This is a genomic window from Pontibacter litorisediminis (genome assembly GCF_029360645.1).
Lineage (GTDB): Bacteria > Bacteroidota > Bacteroidia > Cytophagales > Hymenobacteraceae > Pontibacter > Pontibacter litorisediminis.
Genome location: NZ_JARDUA010000001.1, coordinates 15,755 through 37,235, shown reverse-complemented (window position 1 = coordinate 37,235; position 21,481 = coordinate 15,755). Strand labels below are relative to the sequence as shown.

Sequence of the window (21,481 nt, the reverse complement as noted above, 5' to 3'; positions counted from 1 at the left end):
GGCTTACCCCCACCCCGGCTGGCATCTCCACAGTGCCCCTGCAACACAACCAATCCACTTGCAGTACAAAGCTTTGCATCAGTGTTTAAGTCACCTTAAGTTAAAGCTATGGAGATCGTATCGGTATCGTCTTTTCTTGACTACTATACCCGTATCCGGGAGCGCACCAACCGGATTATTCAGGTTATCCCTCCCGACAAGATGGACTGGAGCTACAAGAAAGGCAAATTTACCATAGCAGATGTGGTGCGGCACATTGCCTGCATTGAGCGCTACATGTATGCCGAAACCGTGTTGGGTAATCCCAGCCGCTACCACGGCTGCGGAAAAGAACTGGCAGACGGCTATGAGCAGGTGCTATCTTTGTTTGAGGAGCTGCACCAGGAGTCCATGGCCATCTTTGGAAGCCTGCATGATAGCGACCTGAACCGGAAATGCATGACGCCGGCGGGCGTGCAGATTACGGCCAGGAAGTGGCTGCGCGCCATGGTGGAGCATGAAGTTCATCACCGGGCACAGCTGTACATCTACCTGAACTTGCTGGATGTGGCTACCCCTCCCATTTTTGGCCTCACGGCAGAAGAAGTGCAGGCAAACTCGCAGCAATAGTACCGTTCATACCACAACCCGTCGCAGCTCTCCAGCTTTGACTACACCGCACCAGTTATTTCTGCTTCTGCCCCCTTCCTTTGTTGCCAACCCGCGTCTGTCACAGGTCATTTAAACCAGCACCTCAGGCGCTTACCTAAATTTCCCTAATCACTTTGGCAGCTTTCGCTCAGGGTGATTGGTGCATGCAAACGGCTGCTAAGTACAGTAAGTGCAGCCAAAACCTGCCACTGTTGGCTTCTTACCCTTAAATATATCAATATAAATGCAACTTTATTCTGTCATCATGCTATAAATACCGTATAAAGATTGCAAGTATAAATCAGATATTAACAATACTTGTCCGCCCGGTATTGCCTTACATCACCCTTCATTTAGCCGTGCCACCTTACATTAGGGGCTTCATGGGCTATTGCTTCACCCTCTGTAGGCCGGTGCTTAATGCCCGCAAGGCTTTGTCGCACCAGCAGGTTTGCATATCCTAATCATCATTAAGCATAGATCCATATGAAAAACAGTTTTACCCTGCTTGTTTTGCTGCTGATGTGTTGCTGGGCACCTGCCATGGCCCAAGACAACATAGTGAGTGGCCAGGTTACGGGGGCCGACGCGGGAATGCCGCTGCCAGGCGTTAGCGTAACCATAAAAGGGACCACCACCGGCACCACCACCGATGCGAATGGCAATTACCAGATAAGGGTACCGGACAGCGAGGCCGTGCTCGAGTTCCGCTTCCTGGGTTACCAGGACCGCGAGGTACGGGTGGGTAACCAGCAGCAGATTAATGTTACGCTCAGCACCGATACCCAACAGTTAAGTGAAGTTGTGGTGACGGCCTTGGGCATTACCCGCGAGAAAAAGGCCTTGGGCTACGCAGCGCAGGAGGTACAGACGGAGGAGCTGGTGCGAAACCGGCAGCCAAACGTGCTGAACGCGATGCAAGGCAAGGTAGCGGGGGTAACCATCTCCAGTACCGGCGGCGCACCCGGCCAGGGCTCCAGCATCCAGATACGGGGTATCAACTCTATCGACCCCAGCCGGCCTAACCAGCCGCTCTTTGTCATCGATGGCATCCTGATGGACAACTCCACCTCAACTTTCGGCGATGGGGCCGAGCTGCGGGGCATGAGCAACCGTTTGGCCGACCTGAACCCCAATGACATTGAAAGCATCAACATCCTGCGCGGGGGTGCGGCCACGGCGCTCTACGGCCTGCAAGGTGCCAACGGGGTGGTAGTCATCACCACGAAGTCGGGCAGGCAGGGCGAGATGCGGGTTAACTTCACCTCTACTGCTGGTTTTGAAGAGGTAAACAAGTTTCCGAAGATACAGGACACCTATACACAAGGCTACGCTGGAGAATATGACCCGGAGAGTTTCTGGCCATCCTGGGGACCAACCGTGGAGGAGGCAAGGCAGCTAGACCCGACGCACCCGGCAGAACTCTACAATCATTTTGAGGATGCCTACGAGAAAGGCCATCAGGTTCGGAACACCATATCGTTCTCCGGCGGCGGCGAGGCCCTTAGCTTCTTCACCTCCCTCTCCCACCTTTACCACGAAGGCGTGCTTCCGTTCACCGATTACCAGAACATATCAGCCCGTTTGAATGCCGACGCGAAGATAAGCGAGCGGATACGCATTGGTGGTAACTTTAACTACGTGAACTCCGGCGGCGACCGCTACAATGCCGACCGCTTCAACGAGATGCTCAGCTACTGGTCGCCGCGGTGGGATGTGACGGATTACGTGAAGCCGGACGGCACCATGAAAACCTACGGCAACGACAACCCGATCTACGCGGCATCAACGAATAGAATGGAGGACGAGGTGAACCGCTTTATCGGCGGCCTTACCTTCGGCTATGATCCCCTGGATTGGCTGAACTTTACTTACCGCATCGGCCTGGATACGTATAGTGATGACCGCACCCGCACGGCCCCTGGCCCGCGCGGCGTGCCGGACGAGCAAGTGCTGGAAGATAACGGACGCGGGTTCGTACATGAGTATACCACCAGGTTCAGGGCAATCAACTCGACGTTCATCGCTACCCTCAACACCGACTTCGGCGAGGATATCTCCGGAACCCTGCGCCTCGGCCACGATCTGCTCGACCGCCAGTCCAAAAGTTTCGGGGTTATGGGCGAGGAACTGGCCGTGTTCGATTACTTCAGGCTGTCGAACGCCAGGTTCCTGTCAACGGTTGAGGATGAGTTGGAGTACCGTCTGATGGGCATTTTCGCGGAGGCTTCCCTAGACTATAAGGACTTCCTGTTCCTGACGCTGACCGGTCGCAACGACATCACATCCTCGCTGGCGAGCGATAACCGCTCCTTCTTCTACCCTTCGGCAAGTATAAGTTACATTTTCTCGCAGCACCTGGAGCTTCCGGAGTTTATCAACCAAAGCAAGCTGCGCTTTTCTTATGCGCAAATGGGCAAGGATGCACTGCCTTACTCCACTTCCTCTGGTTCTGCACCATATACGCAGCTGCCAACAGGCTACACCGGTGTCACCAGAGCCGCGCTGTTAGGTAACCCGGAGCTCAAACCGGAATTCACCAACACGTTTGAGGCAGGCCTGGAAATGTCTTTCCTGGATAACCGGATCGGTTTCGACTTCACCTACTATTACTCCCTCAGCAAGGACCAGATCCTGAACATTGATGTCGCCAATTCCACCGGCTTTATGAGGGCTGCGGTAAACTCCGGCAAAATGCGCAACCGTGGCGTCGAGCTGGTACTTAACGCAACGCCTATCCGTAGCAATGATTTTAACTGGGACACGAAGCTGGTGTTTTCGGCAAACCGCAACAAGATCCTGAGCATCCGTGAAGGACTTGAAGAAATAGTGTATGCCTCCCAGTTCGGGTATGTTGGCTCTACGGTTAGCCTGCGTCTAGTACCGGGAGAACCCTACGGCAACATCTACGGCTCCCACTGGCAGCGCTACTATGGGCCGGGCGAGGAGGAGGACCCGCTGTTCATCGACGAGTCGCGGCCGATCGTGATCGGGGAAAACGGCTTCCCGGTACGTGCCCCGCTGTCGAGCCAGAAAATACTCGGCAACTCGCAGCCGGACTGGATCGGCGGTTTCACGAACACATTCAGCTACAAAAGCCTTAGTTTGACAGCCCTGCTGGATGCCCGCGTGGGCCAGGAGAAGTATAACCAAATGGACAACTTCTTCGCCGCCTTTGGCATTGCCGAGTATACCGAGAACCGAAACCAGACCAAGGTGTTTGAGGGGGTGCTCTCCGACGGAACTCCGAACACGAAGGAAGTATGGCTGGGCCAGGGCATTGGCCCTGATGGTGTAGACTACGGCAACGGCTATTACCGTAACTTCTACCGAGGTGTTTCTGAGAACTTTGTGGAAGATGCCTCCTGGGTGCGCCTGCGCTCCCTGACGCTAAACTACAGCCTGCCGCAAAAGTGGTTCGAGAGCATCTTTATTCGCGACGCCTCTGTATCGCTAACTGGCAACAACCTGTGGCTGCACACCGATTACAAAGGCTTTGACCCTGAAACCAGCTTCAGCCCCAGCGGAAGCAACGTAGACGGCTTCTCCGGCTTCACGTATCCGGCCGTCCGAAGCTACCTGTTCACCCTAAATGTTGGATTTTAAATAACAGCGGTATGAAAAAGATCTTGAGATATATGCTTGCCCTGATGCTGGTTGGGGCCGCCACGACACTGCAAGGCTGCGAGGACTACTTTGACCTGGAGGATAACCCTAACCTGGTGAATGAACGGCCCTTGAGCACCTTGCTCTCCACCACCACCCATAAAACAGCGATGAACAGCTACCGCGTGTCCAACATCACCTCCTACTTCGTGCAGTACCTGGCCAGTCCCACCGCCGGAGGCTCTACCGATACCTACCAGGTAACGGACTACTCCAGCACCTGGGATGCGCTGTACCTGGCCATGGCCGACATATATGACATGCGGCAAGAGGCCATGGAGCAGGGTGCCTCGGCCTACGTTGGCGTGGCAGATGTGTTGATGGCCTATAACCTGTCTCTGGTCAACGACTTGTGGGGGGACGCACCCTACACCGAGGCCTTTGGTAACATCACCCTGACGCCCGGATTCGATGAAGAATCCAGCTTGAACAACAGGATCTTAGACCTTCTGGACGAGGCTATTGCGGAGCTTTCCGGACCGGAGTCCCCTATTGAGCTGGATGCACAAAACGACCTGATCCATGGGGGCAGCAAAGCGAACTGGATCAAAACGGCCTATGCCCTAAAGGCACGGCAGCTGAATAAACTGAGCGAGACCTCGGCTTATGACCCTCAGGCAGTGCTCGCAGCCGTGGAGAACTCCTACACCTCTAACGCCGACAACGCCGATATGGGGGTTTTTGTGGATCGTAACCCCTGGGCCCAGGTGGCCATTGACAATGCAGACCTGTTGCTTGGGGGTTGGCTTTCGGAGCAGTTGATTCAGCACTTAGACGGCACCAGCAACGGCATCATGGATCCACGACTGGAGCAAATCGCGGACACCACCAGAACAGGCACCTATGTGGGCACACCAAACGGTACCGGCAACGTAGGCCCCGGCAGTAGCACGGTGGTAGATGAATCGTATATTTCGCTCCGCTCCCCTCTCACCGGCGAGGACTCTCCGCTTATCATTGTTTCCTACCCAGAGGTAAAGCTTATAGAAGCTGAGGCGGCTCTCCGCGCCGGCCAGAACGACAGAGCCTACAGCGCCTATCTGGAAGGCATCAGGGCCAGCATGGAGCTGTACGAGGTAAGCACAGCTGAGGCAGAGGACTATCTTAACAGCTCCCTGGTGGCAGTTGGCGCTGCAGACCTGACTCTCGCCGACATCTTCCGGGAGAAGTTCGTGGTAACTTACCTGAACCCGGAGGCCTGGAATGACGCCCGCCGCTTCGACTATCAGTATGCCGGCTTCACGTTGCCTGCCAACGCTGCCCTGCCCACCTTTATCCGCAGGGTGGCTTACCCTAGTGGGGAGGCGTCAAAAAATCCCAACACACCTGATGCCGATGACCTTTCTCTACCAATCTGGTGGGACCAATAGGATATACTTTGCCATAGTATAAAAAAGAGAAGCCGCTGCATAACACAGCGGCTTCTCTTTTACACACAGATAAAAAATCATTTACGCCCTCACCTGCCCCGAGCCTTTCACTACCCATTTGTAGCTGGTCAGTTCATCCAGCGCCATCGGTCCGCGGGCGTGCAGCTTCTGGGTGCTGATGCCGATCTCTGCGCCCAGGCCAAACTGCGCCCCGTCGGTAAAGGCCGTAGAGGTGTTGGCATACACGGCGGCGGCATCCACGGCTCTCAGGAAATGCTCCACATGCTGCTCATTCTCCGAAATGATCGCCTCGCTGTGCTGCGAACTGTAGGTATTGATGTGCTCAATGGCCTCATCCAAACCTTTCACCGTTTTCACGGACATCCTCAGCGACAGGAACTCGGTGCCAAAGTGCTCCTCCGTAGCCTGCTGCAGCTGCTCTGCCGGATAACTACCTTTAAGAGCGGCGAAGGCAGGGGCATCGGCAAACACCTCCACTCCTTTCGCGGCCAACTCCTTGCCGATCTCGGCCAGGTCCGGCAGGCGGTCTTCGTGGATCACCAGGCAATCCAGGGCGTTGCACACACTCACGCGGCGGGTCTTGGCGTTCACCACGATCTCTTTGCCGCGCTGCAGGTCGGCAAACGCATCGAAGTACGTATGCACGATGCCTGCACCCGTCTCGATCACAGGTACTTTGGAGTTCTCCCGCACATAATTGATCAGGCCCTGGCTCCCACGCGGGATGATGATGTCCACGTACTCCACGGCCTGCAGCATCTGCTGCGTTGCCTCCCGGTCCGGGGGCAGCAGCTGCACAATGTTCCTGTCCACGCCATGCTGCTCCAGCACCTGATGGATCAGTTTTGCAATGGCTGCATTGGAGTCCTTGGCATCGCTGCCGCCCTTTAGCAACAGCGCATTGCCGGAGCGCAGGCACAGGCTGAACACATCAAAGGTCACGTTGGGCCGTGCCTCGTAGATAATGCCAATCACGCCCAGCGGCACCGACACTTTCTTCATCTCCAGCCCGTTCTCCAGCGTCCGTTCCGACAGCACCTTGCCCAGTGGCGAAGGCAGGCTCGCCACGTTTCGAATATCAGCGGCTATATTTTGGATGCGCTCCCCGGTCAGCTTCAGGCGGTCATATTTCGGGTCACTGGGGTCCATGCGCCCGAGGTCCTGCTGGTTAGCGGCAAGTATACTTTCTGTTGCTGCTTCTGCCTTCGCTGCCAGGTCCTCGAGTATGTGCTTTATTTTATTTTCCGGGAGCAGGTTCAGCTTGCGGCTGGCCTGCTTTACGTTCTTAAAAGTTTGTTGCAGTTCCATAGTTTTAGATCGTGTGATATTTAAACAAGTATAGATAGTCGTAGTGGATGATCGGCTTCTGCTTGCTCAGGCCGATCGTGGCCAGCGCTTTCCGGGAGCCATACTCCGCTTTCCCAAGGCCCAGCTTCTCTCCTTGCTCATCCTTTATCCGGATTACGTCGCCCTTAGAGAAATTGCCCCGGATGCCCACCACGCCCACAGGTAGCAGGCTGGCAGCTTCGTCGGCATGCAGTGCCTCTCTGGCTCCGGCATTCACGATCACTTCTCCTTTAGTGTAGTTATCGCTATGCGCCACCCATTTCTTCGGGTTGGCCTTGCACGACTCCGGCTCAAAATAGGTGGCCTTGAGTTGGCCGTTGTAGAAATCGTGCAGCACGTTGTCGCGGTTGCCGTTGGCAATGAAGACATGTATGCCCAGGTAGGCTGCTTTTTTGGCCATTTTCATTTTACTGCCCATGCCGCCGCGGCCAAAGCTCGACTTGGAGGAGGCAATATAGCGGCTCACGCCGGAGGTTTTGCTTCCCACCCGCTCAATCAGCTTCGCGTTCGGGTCGTCGGGGTGCCCTTTGTAGATGCCGTCCACGTTGGTGAGCAGGATCAGGGTATCGGCATCGATCATGGCGGCGGTCATGCTGGCCAGTTCGTCGTTGTCGGTGAACATGAGCTCGGTCACGGCCACGGCATCATTCTCGTTGATGATCGGAATGATGTCGTGTTGGAGCAGGCCCAGCAGGCACTCTTTAATATTCAGGTAGTGACGGCGCGACAGGAAATCCTGCGGCGTAACCACAATCTGGGCAATCTGCCGCCCCACTTCCTGAAACAGCTCCTTGTAGGACTGCACAATGTCGATCTGCCCCACCGAAGCCAGGATCTGCTTTCGCACCACCGACTCGGTTTTATCTTCTATTTTGATGTTGTTTCTCGCAAAGGCCACCGCCCCCGACGAAACCAGCACCACCTGGATGCCCTGCTTCCTCAGGAAATCGATTTGCTTGACGAGTGAAGCCATGCGTTGCCTGTCGGGTGTTCCGTCCTCCTGCGTGAGCACGTTGGAGCCGACTTTGACGACAACTAGCTGTGGCTGATAATCCATAGTTATATTGGTTTGTTAGACAATAGTTGAGCTGCGACAACAGCATCGGCTGTTGCGCAATGGGTATAGCTGTAAAATCGAGGGGAGTTATACTTTGGGTAAGGAAGAACCAGCTAAACAAAGTATAAAGTCAGGACTGGCGTAACCTCCCTTAGTAGGCTCTCGCCCATGGGGTTATTCGCCAGAAAAAGAGAAGCTGTTCTGCAGCGTAAAGGAAGCCAACAGCTACCGAACCCGCCACAGAACAGCCTGTATACTTTAGGGTATTAAACAGCGGCTGCCTCTTTCTCGCGCTGCTCCTTCAGGTCCAGGATTCTTTTATGGGAGCCCACCAGTCCTTTGATCACGGCAGAGCTCAGGCCCTGGTGCTCCATTTCGTTCAAACCCGTAATGGTGCACCCTTCCGGCGTGGTCACTTTGTCGATCTCCTGCTCCGGGTGCGATTTATTAATCGTGAGCAAGGTAGAGGCGCCTTTGCTTACCTGCACGGCAATCTTCTGGGCATCCTCGGCATCCAGGCCCAGCTGAATACCACCCTGTGTTACCGCACGAATAAAGCGCATGTTAAAGGCAATGCCGCTGGAGCAAAGCACGGTAGCGCCTGCCATGAGCTCTTCCTCAATCACCAGGGTCTCGCCCACGCAGTTAAAGATATCCTTTATCTCCTCCTCCACTGTGGCGGCCTTTTCATTAAAGGCCAGGCACGTCATCGACTGCTGCACGGCGATAGCGGTATTGGGCATGCTACGCACAATGGCAAAATCGCCCACCAACTCGCGTATGAAGTCGATGGTGATGCCGGCGATTACGCTCAGCAGCACATGGCGTTCCGGGTCAAGGTACGGCCTGATCTCGTTCAGCACGTTTTCGAGGTGTGCCGGCTGCACGCACAGTAGTATAAAGCGGCTGTTCTTTACAGCAAACTTGTTGTCGCTGGTAACCTGCACGCCTTTGTCTTTTAAGTATTGTAATGATTTCGTGTTTCTCCTGGTCACGTAGATGTTCTCCGGCTGATACTGGCCGTTGCTCAAAAGTCCTTCTGCAATTGATTTTCCGAGATTTCCTGTGCCCAAGATGGCTACGTTATCTGTGTGCATTCCGTGTGTTTTGTTTGTTCCTGGCAGGGGCCAAATACCTGGGCACCTGCACTGCAATTGATTATCTACTGATGCAAAAGTACAATATCCATCTTAAAGACCCAAATCCACAAAAAGCCACTTAGACAAACAAAACGAAATAAAATAGTACTATCTGCACATCACACACATCGGAAAAATCACAAAACAAAGCGCACCTATATAGTATTTTGGCAACGTACAGAAACAGGCGATTTTACACCTTAGCAGCCGCTGGGGCGCGATATTGAAGCCGCTTAAAAACCCGTTACACATACTTGGTTTCTTATTTCGCCAGCGTCCTCCCAACTTGGGATATCTGCAGATAGCAGCGTTGCCAAAAAAGTCAGAACTTTTCTTCTATCCCCAAGCCAAAAAGGGCATAATCATACTTTACCGGGTCCGCAGGATCGAAGGTGCGCAGGTGGGCCGTAAGTTCCTCGGCCGTTTCCCAGTCCATTCCTTTTCTGGTGATCAGGCCCAAGCGGCGGGCCACGCGCTCCACATGCACATCGCAGGGGCAAATAAGGTCGCTCATGGGCATGTTACGCCAAATGCCGAAATCCACGCCCCGGTCATCCCGGCGCACCATCCACCGCAGGTACATGTTCAGGCGCTTGCAGGCAGACTTGCGGGCGGGCGTGGCAATGTGCTTGCGCGTGCGCTGCGGGGCATCCTCCAGGCTAAACACCAGGTTATGGAAATGCACAAGACGCTCCTGCTGCGTCTGTAGCTCATGCTGCTCCCCCGCAAAAGCGGTTTCCAGGCTCTCGTGCCGGCTGTAGTACCACCTGAAAAAGTGCAGCAGGTAGAGCAGATCGGTGTCGTTGAAGGTCCGGTGCTTAAAGCCGAGAAACCGCTGCAGGTCCTGCTCCTGGTGATGAAGTATAAAATCGTGCGGGGCATTGTCCATCAGGTCCATCAGCTTCATGCAGTTGTTGATGATAGTCTTGCGCTGGCCCCAGGCAAGTATGGCTGCAAAAAAGCCGCTGATCTCAACGTCCTGTTTCTTAGAGAACCGGTGCGGAATTGAAACCGGGTCGTTCGGTATAAAGCTGGGGCGGTTATACTTATCCACCCTGTCATCAAGCAGGGCTTTTACAGAAGAAATTTCGGGGTGCATCATGCAGGAAGTATACTTGATTTCTACTCGATTTGATGTGTCAGGCTTAAACCTGCGATGGCAGCAAAGCATATGCAACAAATTTACACGTTTCGGCGACAGAGTAAATCGCAAGGGCCCGCAAAGCCTTTTAACTTTAAAGCAAAGTATTTGAACTATACTTTGTAACTTGGCCAACTTTAGAAGCAGACCACCGAGGTCTGCAGGTAAAACGCACAACCCTTACAAACTTAATCATGCGATTGAAAACGCTGTTCCAACCAAAACAGATCTGGGCTCTAGCTATACTGCTTGCCGGCCTGCTGCTGCTCCTGGGCGAAATCATAAACGACCGGTTCTGGATGCATGACCTGGAGGTATATTACAGAACCGCAGAGAGAATGCTCCGCGGAGGCGAAATCTACCGCATTGCATCAGACGGCCATTACGTGTACAAGTACTCGCCCACGGCCGGGCTTTACTTTATACCCTTCACCCTTTTGCCTTTTATGGCAGCTAAGACCATGTACTGGTTGCTGCTGGTGCTGCTGGCCATTGCTGTCTTGCATACCTTGTTTCAGCTAACAGCCTCACCAACTCAGGAGTATACCGTAAAGCAGCGGAACACGGTGTTGCTCCTGTCTTTCCTGGCGGTGGGCGCCCATGTGCACCGGGAGTGGCACCTGGGGCAGGTAAATTTTGTGTTGCTGGCGTTATACGTGTGCGTGGTGCTGTTGTGGCAGCGCAAGCGCCCCGTGGCCGCTGGCGTTGTGTTGGCTGCCAGTGTTTTCATCAAGCCATTCGGCTTCATTCTGCTGCCCTACCTGCTGCTCAAGAAGCGGTTCGACATACTTGCCTCCACGGCGGTAGCCATCGTGCTGCTAGGCCTGTTGCCTTTTTTTCTTTACCCTTCCCTGGATGCCTTCACGGCGCTCTATAAAGGATGGTTCCAGGAGCTTGTCATTGAAATGAGCGCCAAGCAGGAACTACTCAAGAGCGGGAACCACACCATCTTCTCCGTGCTTGCCCGCTACACCCCTATCCAGTACCTCCTGCAGAGCGAGGCAGCCATCAAAGTATACCAACTCTCGGTATTGGCGCTCATCGGCGGGTTTGTTTTATACTTTGTGCAGGCCGGCGCAAGGCTTAAGCAAACCTTGTTAGCTGATGTAGCACTGCTTGTTGCCCTGATACCGCTTTTTGCCGTCACCAGCCTAAACGCCTTCCTTTTCACGTTGCCATGCATCGTGCTGCTGTTGTGCCGTTTCTACGAACTTCATAAAGTGGCAAGGGTACTTACGGTGGCAGGCTGTGTGTTAGTTGGCATCAACATCCGGGATTTGATGGGAGGCGATCTGTACCGTCTGCTGGAGAGCCTCTCAGTCTACACGTTCGGAACATTGGCGCTGCTTGCCGCCCTGACCAGCCTGCGCCTCACCCAAAGCAGGCGACACAGTAACACGGAAGAGCAGCCCGAGCGTGCCAAAGTGCTGGAGGGGCTGCTTAAATAGCCCCGGCTAAGCGTTTAAGTGTTTTAACAAGCATCTTTTTTAGCGCATTTTTCAGCAGATTGCGTAATTTTGTTTTGCAAGACAGCAAAAACAAACATAGTTTTACCCCCTTATTAAGGAGACAATAACGTTAATTATATATGGCAACCACAGCTGATATTAAAAACGGCGTAGTGCTTGAGTTTAACAACGACCTGTATCAGGTAATTGACTTCCAGCACGTAAAGCCAGGCAAAGGCCCTGCGTTTGTGAGAACAAAGCTCAGAAACGTAAGATCCGGCAAAGTGATCGACAACACTTTCTCGGCTGGTCATAAAATAAGCACTGCCCGTGTTGAGCAGCGCCCGCACCAGTTCATCTACAAGGATGACATGGGTTACAACTTCATGGACATGAACACTTTTGAGCAGGTAACGCTGCCAGAAGAGATGGTTCCGTTTGCCGACCTGTTGAAAGAGGGCCAGGAAGTAACGATCCTTTTCCACGCCGAAACAGAGACTCCGCTTACCTGCGAGATACCGCCGTTTGTGGAACTGACCATTACCTACACTGAGCCGGGACTTAAGGGCGACACGGCCACCAACGCCTCAAAGCCAGCCATTGTGGAAACAGGCGCGACCATTCAGGTACCGTTATTTATTGGCCAGGATGAAAAAATCAAAGTAGACACTCGTACGTACTCATACGCTGAAAGAGTTAAATAACACATGAAAGCTAAAGAAATCCAGGAACTCATCGACTTTATCGCCAAATCCGGCCTGAATAAAGTTAACATTGAAACAGAAGAATTTAAGATCTCGGTTAAGCGCGACCCAGACCAGAAGGTAACGTACGTGAAAGGCGCTGAGCCTGCCCCACAAGCGGCCCCTGCTCCGGCTGCTGCCCCTCAGGCCGCTCCGGCCGCCGCAGCCCCTGCTGCCGCACCGGCACCTGCCGCCGCTCCGGCCCCGGCTTCCGACGACAGCAAGTATGTTGCTATCAAAGCCCCAATGATCGGAACATTCTACCGTTCATCCAGCCCGGAAGCACCAGTATTTGTGAATGTAGGCGATGAGGTGAAAAAAGGTCAGGTGATCTGCATTATCGAGGCGATGAAGCTGTTCAACGAGATTGAGTCTGAAGTATCAGGCAAGATCGTGAAGGTGCTGGTGGATAATGCCTCTCCTGTGGAGTATGACCAGCCACTGTTCCTGGTAGACCCAAGCTAAAACTGCCATTTGAAAATTTGAAAATGTGAGGATGAGAAATTGGAGGTAAACCGTACTTGCTCCGCTTTCTCATCTTTTACATTTAGAATTTCCACATTTCCAAATCTTCAAATTCCCTAATCAGAACCTATGTTTAAAAAGATATTAATTGCCAACCGTGGCGAAATCGCCCTGCGCATCATCCGTACCTGTAAGGAGATGGGCGTTAAAACGGTGGCTGTGTACTCTACTGCCGACAAGGAAAGCCTGCATGTGCGCTTTGCAGATGAGGCCGTGTGCATTGGGCCAGCCCCAAGTGCGCAGTCATACCTGAACATCCCGAACATTATCGCTGCGGCTGAAATCACCAACGCCGACGCCATACACCCGGGTTACGGCTTCCTGTCTGAGAACGCCGAGTTCTCCCGCATCTGTGCCGAGAACGGCATTAAATTCATTGGCGCTACCCCCGAGATGATTAACGCCATGGGCGACAAGGCCTCCGCCAAAGACACCATGAAAAAAGCGGGCGTGCCTACCATTCCTGGCTCTGATGGCCTGATCAAGAACGTGGAGGAGGGCATTAAGCTTGCCAAGAAGGTTAAGTACCCGGTCATCATCAAGGCCACTGCCGGTGGCGGTGGACGCGGTATGCGCATCATCAAGAGAGAGGAAGAATTTGAGAAAGCTTGGAACGATGCCCGTACCGAAGCGAAAGCAGCTTTCGGCAACGACGGCATCTACCTGGAGAAGTTCGTGGAGGAGCCCCGCCACATCGAGATCCAGCTGATCGGTGACCAGCACGGCAACGTGGCGCACCTGTCGGAGCGTGACTGCTCCATCCAGCGCCGCCACCAGAAACTGGTGGAGGAAACTCCTTCCCCGTTCATTACCGATGAACTGCGCGACGCCATGGGCCAGGCAGCCATCGCCGGTGCCAAAGCCATCAACTACGAGGGCGTAGGCACAATCGAGTTCCTCGTGGACAAGAACCGCGACTTCTACTTTATGGAGATGAACACGCGTATCCAGGTGGAGCACCCGATCACGGAGGAAGTAATTGACTACGACCTGATCAAGGAGCAGATAAAGGTAGCTGCCGGTGAGAAGATCACGGGCAAAAACTATTACCCTAAGATGCACGCCATCGAGTGCCGCATCAACGCAGAGGACCCGAAGAACGGCTTCCGCCCTAGCCCAGGCAAGATCACTACCTTGCACACGCCAGGCGGCCACGGCGTTCGAATCGACTCGCACGTGTACTCCGGCTACACCATCCCGCCAAACTACGACTCTATGATCGCGAAGCTGATCGTGAGTGCGCAGACGCGCGAGGAGGCCCTGGTGAAAATGAAGCGCGCCCTGAGCGAGTTCGTGATAGAAGGCATCAAAACCACTATTCCTTTCCACCTGAAGCTCATGGACGACAAAGGCTTTAAAGAAGGAAACTTCACGACGAAATACCTCGAGGACTTCGACTTCGGTTCAATCGAATAAACACAGCCAGTACAGGCAAAATAAGAAGGCCCCAGCTTTTAGGTTGGGGCTTTTTTTATACCTTCATGCTCCGTAAAACAACCCTTTCTCCCCTGACATAGGCATGCCAAAGAAGATCATACTTTTGCTGTACGGTGCCCTGGCTTCTACACTCGTTAGCTGTACCTCCGTTCTGTTTGTCGACGCAACCAAGCCTCCAGCCGTGGCGGTGACCAATGAGCAGTGGAAGGTGGCGGTTATAAATAGGTTTAACCCGGCGCTGCTGGACTTTAACCAGGAGAAAAAGGTTGAGGTTTTTGCAGACGGGGCGAACCATGCTTTTCTGGGTGCCATAGACGCTGTTCTTCAGGAAGACACCTATGACCTTGTTTTCACAGACTCGATCAGCTACAGAACGCCTACTTTTAACGGCAAGCTAAGTCCGGTGCAGGTACAGGAGTTATACATGCAGCAACCGCACCACCTGCTGCTGTCGCTGGAGCACTTTGACACTTACTTTAAGCAGGAGACCGTGCGGGAGGAGGAAGAAGATGGCAGCGTCTCCAAAACAGCTTTTTACGATTTGGCAGTTGCCTCTACCTGGGTGCTTTACGATAGCACGGGACAGGTTCTGGATAGGTTCATACTGGCAGAGGAGGCCCCTTACCAGTCGAGGACGGTGCTGAGCGGTTTACTGGCCATCGGGCCTTCCATGGGCAACGCCGGTGCCGCTGTAAACGACCTGGCCTGGCGCACCGGCAACAGGTATTGGAGCCGTTTGTCGCCGCAGCCGGTTTCCTTTGCCCGCCCCTACTACTCGAGTCAAAGCTTTTTTGCTGCTTCCACTGCTATGGCTACCGGCAACTGGGAAAATGCCCTTGCCCTGCTGGAGCCACTCACCCAAAGCAGCAACAAGAAAGAAGCTGCACGGGCCTCCTACAACATGGCCGTCGTATATGAGGCGATGGGTGACATAGCACAGGCGAAATACTGGGCAAAGGAGGCCATGAGCCGGAAAGAGAAGCTTGCTGCTATCCTACTGCCGGAGTTGGAGAAGTACTGATAGTATGAACATGTGCTGCTAAACTAACTGTCCATACCACATGCCCGTAGCTATGGGTGCCGCCACAAACAGAAACTGCCGTCGGCAAGACGGCAGTTCGGGTAAAGCATCAGGATAACTCCTGGCAGCTCGTATAACAATAAAGTGCTTTACTTTTTAGCAGCGGCCTCCTCACTTTCCATGAGTTGCTCCAGCTCGCTGTACCAGCCCTCGCCATACTTGCGGATAAGCGGTTCTTTCAGGAACTGGTACACGCGCACGCCCAGGTCCTGGCCAAAGCTGCAGGCAGCGCTGCAGATGCCCCAACGGTCGTAATTCAGGGCCTCAAACCCATCATACTTGGTAATGCGGATCGGGTATAGGTGGCAGGAGATTGGTTTCTTCCAGCCAATCTTTCCGTCGTAGTAGGCCTGCTCGATCGCGCACTTCAGGGTGTTGTCCTTATCATAGATGGCGTAGGCGCACTCACGGTTGCCGATGGTTGGGGTAGAGTAATCGCCTTCCCAATCCTTGATATATAGCCCCTGCTCCTCCACAGCCTTCACGCCGGCCTCCGACATGTAAGGCTTTACGTGCGCATAGCTGTCCTTCAGCACCTCCAGTTCGTCCTCATCCAGCGGGGCTCCCAGGTCGCCTTCCACGCAGCAGGCCCCCTTGCACTTCTCAAGGTTGCAGACAAAAAACTGGTCGCGCACATCGTCGCTGATAACGGTATTCTGAAGAACTATCATAAGTGGTATAAATCAAAATCAGGCAAAGGAGGCATCCTCTGCAAAGGAAAGACAAAGGTAAGTATAAAATAGTTTAAATGGCGGATGCCTGGGCCGCAGTAAAAACGCGCTAAATAAAAGAGGCGCCCTTGAGAGCGCCTCTTCCTGTGAGTGTAGCACAACTTCTATTCCTGTTTTGGAGGAGAGCCGGCAGCCAGCAGCATGTTCTGCACATTCTCATGCTTGGTATAGTCTATGGCCGCCCTGCCTGCATTGTCTGTAATGGTAACGTCTGCATTTGCCTGCACCAGGGCAAGTATGATTTCGAAGTTGGCGTCTATCTCACAGGCCAGCATGAGCGGGGTTTTGCCCTCGTTGTTGGCGATGTTCGGGTTGGCGCCGGCTTGCAGCAGCTTCTCCAGCTCCAGAATGCCAATGTGCTGCCCGATGGTGGCGTTCAGCGCCTGCGCCAGCACGGTGTTTCCTTCCTTGTCTTTGATATCAGGGTTGGCGCCGTGGGCCAGCAGGGTATCCAGCAGCTGCACCTGCTCATTTTCGTAAAACTCTGTCCGGATGCGCAAACTGCTCACCACGTAATGCAGCGCAGTCTTCCCGTTTTTATCCTGCGCATTCACATCGGCTCCTTTTCGCAGCAACAGGCTAGCCGCCTTCAGGCGCGCTTCCGGCTCATACTCCACGCCGTAGTCTTCCAGCAGCATCGGCACATATAGTGCGTGCATCAGCGGGGTGCGGCGGTAGAGGTTGGCTTCGTAATCCTCCGGCTCGGCCTGCGTGTTAGGGTCACCGCCAGCGGCAAGCGCGCGGTTAAGCATCTCGGGGTCACGGTGAATGGCGGCGATCACCACCTTCTGGTTCGGCGTCTGGTTAATGTAAATCAGCTGCTCGTAAGCATTTCGGCTTCCTTTCTCCACGGCCTCGCGGTACAGGTCCCGGGCCTCTTCCACCCTCACCTCCCCCAGTGTGCCTTCTTCTAGTAAAAGCGCCAGCGTATACATCGCCTCGCGCTCACCGGCCTCAACGCCCTTCTGCAGCCAGTGCACTGCTTTCTGGTAATCCTTGCCGACACCCTCCCCGTTCAGGTACAGGTTAGCCAGCGAGGTATACGCCACCACATCTCCCGCCTCAGCAGCCCGGCGCAGGTAGTTTGCCGCCAGCGCGTGGTTCTGCATCTCGCCGTAGCCGGTGTAGTACATGCTTCCCAGGATGCGGTTGGCAAAACCGTCGCCATCCACTGCTTTCTCGCGAATGGTGATGGCGGCGTTGCGCATGCGCTGCAGAAAGCGCTGCTCGTCATCCTTGTTGCGCAGGGTCATCAGCTCAGCCATACCCAGGTTGGCCAGTACGCTGCCACTGTCCAGGGCAGCACTATAGTAGTACTGGGCGGAGTCTCGGTTGGCGGCAAAGTAGGTGCGGGCGTTCTCTATCTGCTGCACCGTGTCTATCTCCACCGAGTCATACTTCAACTCCCGGTACTGGTGCATGCGGCCCAGGAAGTACAGCGCATCATGCTCTCCCTCCGCGGCGGCCTGTCTGAACTTCTCCTGCGCCTTCTGGAAATTCAGGGAAGTATAGTAGTGCATGGCCTCGTCCATGGCCAGCGTGCGCCAGACACGGCGGATAACCGGTGCCGGTGCTGCGGCAGCGCTTTTGGCAGGAACCACTTTAGTTGCCTTCTTGGCAGCGGCCACGGCAGAATCCTTGGCGGCTGTGCTGGCCTTCGTGGAGTCAACCCCTCCGGAGCCTTGCGCCAGGCCTAGTTGGCCTACGCCCAGCAGCAGGCAAAGCAGCAAGAGCCTCTTTGCACTAAAGGGACGTTTGTATATGGTATCGTGATGTCTCAAGTTATTCAGGTTTATGTTCCGGCATCCCTGCAAAAGTACGCGCTACAGCCTATTAATCAAAAATGACACCAAAACAGCTTCTTAACCCTTCGGCTACGGCAAATGTTATACTTGCCCAAAGCTAAACGCTTTAGGCCCAGCAGGTGTTCCTTGTATAGTCGCTTTATACTTTCGCCTGCCTGGGCATAAGTTGTATGGCGGCGGTTCTTAAAAAAGAATTGTATTCGTAAATTGCATAGATTTTTAGCACGCGGAAGAGAAGAAATGGATTATATCAGCTTACTGAACGAGTCGCAGCGCGCGGCGGTACTGCACATCGACGGACCAGCCATGATCATTGCCGGCGCCGGCTCCGGCAAAACACGAGTATTAACTTACCGGATCGCGCACCTGATCAGCCAGGGCGTGGACCCTTTCAACATACTGGCCCTGACTTTTACCAACAAGGCGGCCAAGGAAATGCGCCACCGTATTGAGAAGGTGATCGGCAACGAGGCCAAGAATATCTGGATGGGAACTTTCCACTCCGTGTTCTCGCGCATTCTCCGGGCCGAGGCCGAGAAGATCGGCTACCCGAAAAGCTTCACCATTTACGATACCGATGACTCTAAAACACTAATACGTAATATTGTAAAGGAGCTGAACCTGGATGATAAGCTGTATAAGCCGAACGTGGTATTAGGCCGTATCTCGGCTGCTAAAAACAAGCTGATCTCGGTGCGCCAGTACCTCAACGACGCGGTGATCCAGGCCGACGACGAGGCAGCCATGCGTCCTAAGATCGGCAAGATCTACGAGATGTACCAGAGCCGCTGCTTCCGCGCCGGCGCCATGGACTTCGACGACCTGCTGTTCAACACCAACGTGCTCTTCAAGGACCACCCCGACGCGCTGAACAAGTACCAGAACATCTTTAAGTTTGTGATGGTGGACGAGTATCAGGATACAAACTACTCGCAGTACCTCATTACCCGTAAGCTGGCGGCCCAGAACCGTAATATTGTGGTGGTGGGAGACGACGCGCAGTCAATTTACGCCTTCCGTGGGGCGGATATCCAGAATATCCTCAACTTTGAGCGCGACTACCCCGAGCTGCAGGTGTTTAAGCTGGAGCAGAACTACCGCTCCACCAAAAACATTGTGAACGCGGCCAACTCCGTGATCAAGAACAACTCGGCGCAGCTGAAGAAGGATGTCTACACCGATAATGAGCAGGGCCCGCTTATTGAGGTGATAAAAGCCAACTCCGACAACGAGGAGGGCAAGCTGGTAGCCACCACTATTTTCGAGGAGAAGATGAGTAACCACCTCTCCTACGACGACTTTGCCATACTTTATCGGACCAACGCGCAGTCCAGGGCCATGGAAGAGGCCCTGCGCCGCATGAACATCAAGTACAAGATCATCGGGGGCCTGTCCTTCTACCAGCGCAAGGAGATCAAGGACCTGATCGCCTACCTGCGCCTGACGGTGAACCCGAATGACGAGCAGGCCCTGCGCCGCGTGATCAACTACCCGAAGCGCGGCATTGGCGAGACAACCGAGCAGAAACTATTCGTAACGGCTAACGATACCAACCACAGCGTGTGGGAGGTGGTGCAAAACGCTACTGAGTTCCTCGGCAACCGCGTGGGCACGGCCATCGAGAACTTCTCGATCATGATCCGCGACTTTGCCCGCATTGCCGAGAACAGCGACGCCTTTGAAGTGGCCAAGCACATTGCCAAGCACTCCGGCATTGTGGACGAATTGTACCAGGATAAAACCGTAGAAGGCCTGGCACGTTATGAGAACATACAGGAGTTGCTGAACGGTATAAAGGAGTACGTGGATGACCCGGAGAAGGAAGACAAAAGCCTTTCTGCCTTCCTGCAGGACATTGCCCTGGTGACCGATGCCGACACCAAGGCTGATGACGGTGGCGAGTTCGTGACATTGATGACGATCCACTCGGCCAAGGGCCTGGAGTTTAAGAACGTTTTTATTGTCGGTATGGAGGAGAACCTCTTCCCGAGCCAAATGATGCTCAACTCCCGGGCCGACCTGGAAGAAGAGCGCCGCCTGTTTTATGTGGCCATTACGCGCGCCGAGAAGAAATTATACTTAACCTACGCCACCAGCCGTTACCAATGGGGTAACCTGCGGGCCTGCGAGAAGAGCCGCTTCCTCGACGAAATCGACCCGAAATACCTTAACTTTAAGTATGGGGAGAGCCACGCCACCGGAGGCAACGTGTTCGACCGGGTGCTGGAGCGCAAGAGCAGCATCAGCAGTCTAGTGCAGCCGCAGGCACGCAAGCAGGCCGCCACCAGTTATACCGCTCCTGCCGATTTCAAGCCCAGCGATACCTCTAACTTGGCAGCAGGCATGAAGGTAGAGCACCCTAAGTTCGGTTTCGGCGTAGTAACCAAAATGGATACGCAAGGCAACAGCACCAAAGCCATCATCAACTTTGAGGAGGTAGGCGAAAAAACCCTGCTCCTGAGCTTTGCCAAGCTACGCATACACGGGTAATGGTGCATGAGTGCATGAGCGAGTGAGTGAATATTTTCACCTCATGTTAATTTAGTCTTTGACGAATTGCAGCAGTGATTCCTTTTGTTTTTTCTGAAGGACAGGAGTAGCGTAAGTAAATTCACTCAGTTGCTCATTCTCACATTCAAAACTGATTTTTATTCCTAATTTTGAAATTCATATATTGATATAAATGGAAGCGAGTACCACATTTAAACAAGAGCTCCTGCTGCGCGAGTATGGCCGCAACGTGCAAGACCTGGTAAACTATATCACCAAGGTGGAGGACCGCAAAGAACGTACGCGCCTGTCGCAGTTGCTCATCAACCTGATGGCGAAGCTAAACCCGCAGCTGCGCGACACGCAGGACTACCAGCAGAAACTCTGGAACCACCTGTTCGTGATGTCCGGCTCTACCCTGGATGTGGACTCCCCGTACCCGCTGAGCGCCATGGAGTACCTCAACGACAAGCCACAGCCTATGGAGTATCCGCTGGAGACACCCAGGTATAAGCACTATGGCCAAAACGTAGAGTTGCTGATAGAGCGTGCCACAGAACTTACAGACGTCAAGGAGCGTGAAGCGGCCATCATATCGATTGGCAAACTGATGAAGACGCTCTACAAGTCCTACAACAAAGAAAATATCACGGACGATGTGATCCTGGGGGATATCCGGGAGATCTCAAAGGGGCAGCTGGACATGGATTTGGCTTACATTGAAAGCAATAACCTGTTTGAGTCTAACGCGAAGCAACAGGAAAGCAGCCATCAGCAGCAACGCTCGCAGAACCAGGGCCCAAGAAACAAGAAAAGTAACCGATCCTCTAATCAAAGAAACAAGTAATAC

16 protein-coding genes are annotated in these 21,481 nt (G+C 53.9%); 10 read left to right on the top strand and 6 right to left on the bottom strand.

The features are described from left to right. Positions 1 to 108 precede the first annotated feature (108 nt). The 3 genes from PXG97_RS00145 to PXG97_RS00135 all read left to right on the top strand — a co-directional run bounded on the left by PXG97_RS00145 (position 109) and on the right by PXG97_RS00135 (position 5,666). Complete coding sequence (locus PXG97_RS00145) at positions 109 to 609, top strand: DinB family protein (protein WP_276495680.1); 501 nt, start codon at positions 109 to 111, stop codon at positions 607 to 609. 507 nt (positions 610 to 1,116) lie between these two features. Then, positions 1,117 to 4,236, top strand: coding sequence for a SusC/RagA family TonB-linked outer membrane protein (locus tag PXG97_RS00140; RefSeq protein ID WP_276495679.1), 3,120 nt, complete (start codon positions 1,117 to 1,119; stop codon positions 4,234 to 4,236). 11 nt (positions 4,237 to 4,247) lie between these two features. After that, positions 4,248 to 5,666 (top strand): SusD/RagB family nutrient-binding outer membrane lipoprotein, encoded by a 1,419-nt coding sequence (locus PXG97_RS00135; RefSeq protein ID WP_276495678.1) that lies wholly within the window; start codon positions 4,248 to 4,250, stop codon positions 5,664 to 5,666. Positions 5,667 to 5,747: 81 nt separating this feature from the next. Here PXG97_RS00135 and PXG97_RS00130 read toward each other — a convergent pair whose 3' ends face one another. From PXG97_RS00130 to PXG97_RS00115, 4 genes are all read right to left on the bottom strand, one after another. Then, complete coding sequence (locus PXG97_RS00130) at positions 5,748 to 6,995, bottom strand: glutamate-5-semialdehyde dehydrogenase (RefSeq protein ID WP_276495677.1); 1,248 nt, start codon at positions 6,993 to 6,995, stop codon at positions 5,748 to 5,750. 4 nt (positions 6,996 to 6,999) lie between these two features. Continuing rightward, entirely contained in the window at positions 7,000 to 8,091 is a 1,092-nt protein-coding gene (proB, locus tag PXG97_RS00125; RefSeq protein WP_276495676.1) for a glutamate 5-kinase, read from the bottom strand. Between the two features lie 266 nt (positions 8,092 to 8,357). Further along, positions 8,358 to 9,188, bottom strand: a complete 831-nt coding sequence (proC, locus tag PXG97_RS00120; RefSeq protein ID WP_276495675.1) for a pyrroline-5-carboxylate reductase — start codon at positions 9,186 to 9,188, stop codon at positions 8,358 to 8,360. 364 nt (positions 9,189 to 9,552) lie between these two features. Beyond that, positions 9,553 to 10,332 (bottom strand): TIGR02757 family protein, encoded by a 780-nt coding sequence (locus PXG97_RS00115; protein ID WP_420851735.1) that lies wholly within the window; start codon positions 10,330 to 10,332, stop codon positions 9,553 to 9,555. A 233-nt stretch (positions 10,333 to 10,565) separates the two neighbouring features. On the opposite strand from PXG97_RS00115, the gene PXG97_RS00110 reads away from it, so the two are divergent. The 5 genes from PXG97_RS00110 (at position 10,566) to PXG97_RS00090 (ending at position 15,545) form a co-directional block, all read left to right on the top strand. Beyond that, positions 10,566 to 11,819, top strand: coding sequence for a glycosyltransferase family 87 protein (locus PXG97_RS00110; protein ID WP_276495674.1), 1,254 nt, complete (start codon positions 10,566 to 10,568; stop codon positions 11,817 to 11,819). A 140-nt stretch (positions 11,820 to 11,959) separates the two neighbouring features. Next, complete coding sequence (gene efp / locus PXG97_RS00105; RefSeq protein ID WP_276495673.1) at positions 11,960 to 12,523, top strand: elongation factor P; 564 nt, start codon at positions 11,960 to 11,962, stop codon at positions 12,521 to 12,523. Between the two features lie 3 nt (positions 12,524 to 12,526). Next, positions 12,527 to 13,027: an acetyl-CoA carboxylase biotin carboxyl carrier protein gene (accB, locus tag PXG97_RS00100; RefSeq protein WP_276495672.1), complete on the top strand. Its 501-nt coding sequence runs from the start codon at positions 12,527 to 12,529 to the stop codon at positions 13,025 to 13,027. 129 nt (positions 13,028 to 13,156) lie between these two features. Next, positions 13,157 to 14,503, top strand: coding sequence for an acetyl-CoA carboxylase biotin carboxylase subunit (gene accC / locus PXG97_RS00095; RefSeq protein ID WP_276495671.1), 1,347 nt, complete (start codon positions 13,157 to 13,159; stop codon positions 14,501 to 14,503). Positions 14,504 to 14,606: 103 nt separating this feature from the next. Next, positions 14,607 to 15,545 carry a DUF6340 family protein gene (locus PXG97_RS00090; protein ID WP_276495670.1) on the top strand — a complete coding sequence of 313 codons (939 nt, stop codon included), beginning with the start codon at positions 14,607 to 14,609 and terminating at the stop codon, positions 15,543 to 15,545. Between the two features lie 149 nt (positions 15,546 to 15,694). On the opposite strand, the gene PXG97_RS00085 is transcribed toward PXG97_RS00090, so the two are convergent. Further along, on the bottom strand, positions 15,695 to 16,276 hold the full coding sequence (locus PXG97_RS00085; protein ID WP_276495669.1) for a DUF3109 family protein: 582 nt from the start codon (positions 16,274 to 16,276) through the stop codon (positions 15,695 to 15,697). A 164-nt stretch (positions 16,277 to 16,440) separates the two neighbouring features. Then, a complete protein-coding gene (locus PXG97_RS00080; protein WP_276495668.1) occupies positions 16,441 to 18,117 on the bottom strand; it encodes an ankyrin repeat domain-containing protein in 1,677 nt (558 codons plus the stop codon). 264 nt (positions 18,118 to 18,381) lie between these two features. On the opposite strand from PXG97_RS00080, the gene PXG97_RS00075 reads away from it, so the two are divergent. After that, positions 18,382 to 20,631, top strand: a complete 2,250-nt coding sequence (locus PXG97_RS00075; RefSeq protein ID WP_276495667.1) for an ATP-dependent helicase — start codon at positions 18,382 to 18,384, stop codon at positions 20,629 to 20,631. Positions 20,632 to 20,824: 193 nt separating this feature from the next. Beyond that, complete coding sequence (locus PXG97_RS00070) at positions 20,825 to 21,478, top strand: DUF4290 domain-containing protein (RefSeq protein WP_276495666.1); 654 nt, start codon at positions 20,825 to 20,827, stop codon at positions 21,476 to 21,478. The last annotated feature ends 3 nt before the right edge of the window (positions 21,479 to 21,481 follow it).

Excerpts from the sequence above, each read along its gene's own strand:
- PXG97_RS00145 (WP_276495680.1), top strand. The coding sequence starts at position 109 with ATGGAGATCGTATCGGTATCGTCTTTTCTTGACTACTATACCCGTATC.
- PXG97_RS00140 (WP_276495679.1), top strand. The coding sequence starts at position 1,117 with ATGAAAAACAGTTTTACCCTGCTTGTTTTGCTGCTGATGTGTTGCTGG.
- PXG97_RS00135 (WP_276495678.1), top strand. The coding sequence starts at position 4,248 with ATGAAAAAGATCTTGAGATATATGCTTGCCCTGATGCTGGTTGGGGCC.
- PXG97_RS00130 (WP_276495677.1), bottom strand. The coding sequence starts at position 6,995 with ATGGAACTGCAACAAACTTTTAAGAACGTAAAGCAGGCCAGCCGCAAG.
- proB (WP_276495676.1), bottom strand. The coding sequence starts at position 8,091 with ATGGATTATCAGCCACAGCTAGTTGTCGTCAAAGTCGGCTCCAACGTG.
- proC (WP_276495675.1), bottom strand. The coding sequence starts at position 9,188 with ATGCACACAGATAACGTAGCCATCTTGGGCACAGGAAATCTCGGAAAA.
- PXG97_RS00115 (WP_420851735.1), bottom strand. The coding sequence starts at position 10,332 with ATGATGCACCCCGAAATTTCTTCTGTAAAAGCCCTGCTTGATGACAGG.
- PXG97_RS00110 (WP_276495674.1), top strand. The coding sequence starts at position 10,566 with ATGCGATTGAAAACGCTGTTCCAACCAAAACAGATCTGGGCTCTAGCT.
- efp (WP_276495673.1), top strand. The coding sequence starts at position 11,960 with ATGGCAACCACAGCTGATATTAAAAACGGCGTAGTGCTTGAGTTTAAC.
- accB (WP_276495672.1), top strand. The coding sequence starts at position 12,527 with ATGAAAGCTAAAGAAATCCAGGAACTCATCGACTTTATCGCCAAATCC.
- accC (WP_276495671.1), top strand. The coding sequence starts at position 13,157 with ATGTTTAAAAAGATATTAATTGCCAACCGTGGCGAAATCGCCCTGCGC.
- PXG97_RS00090 (WP_276495670.1), top strand. The coding sequence starts at position 14,607 with ATGCCAAAGAAGATCATACTTTTGCTGTACGGTGCCCTGGCTTCTACA.
- PXG97_RS00085 (WP_276495669.1), bottom strand. The coding sequence starts at position 16,276 with ATGATAGTTCTTCAGAATACCGTTATCAGCGACGATGTGCGCGACCAG.
- PXG97_RS00075 (WP_276495667.1), top strand. The coding sequence starts at position 18,382 with ATGGATTATATCAGCTTACTGAACGAGTCGCAGCGCGCGGCGGTACTG.
- PXG97_RS00070 (WP_276495666.1), top strand. The coding sequence starts at position 20,825 with ATGGAAGCGAGTACCACATTTAAACAAGAGCTCCTGCTGCGCGAGTAT.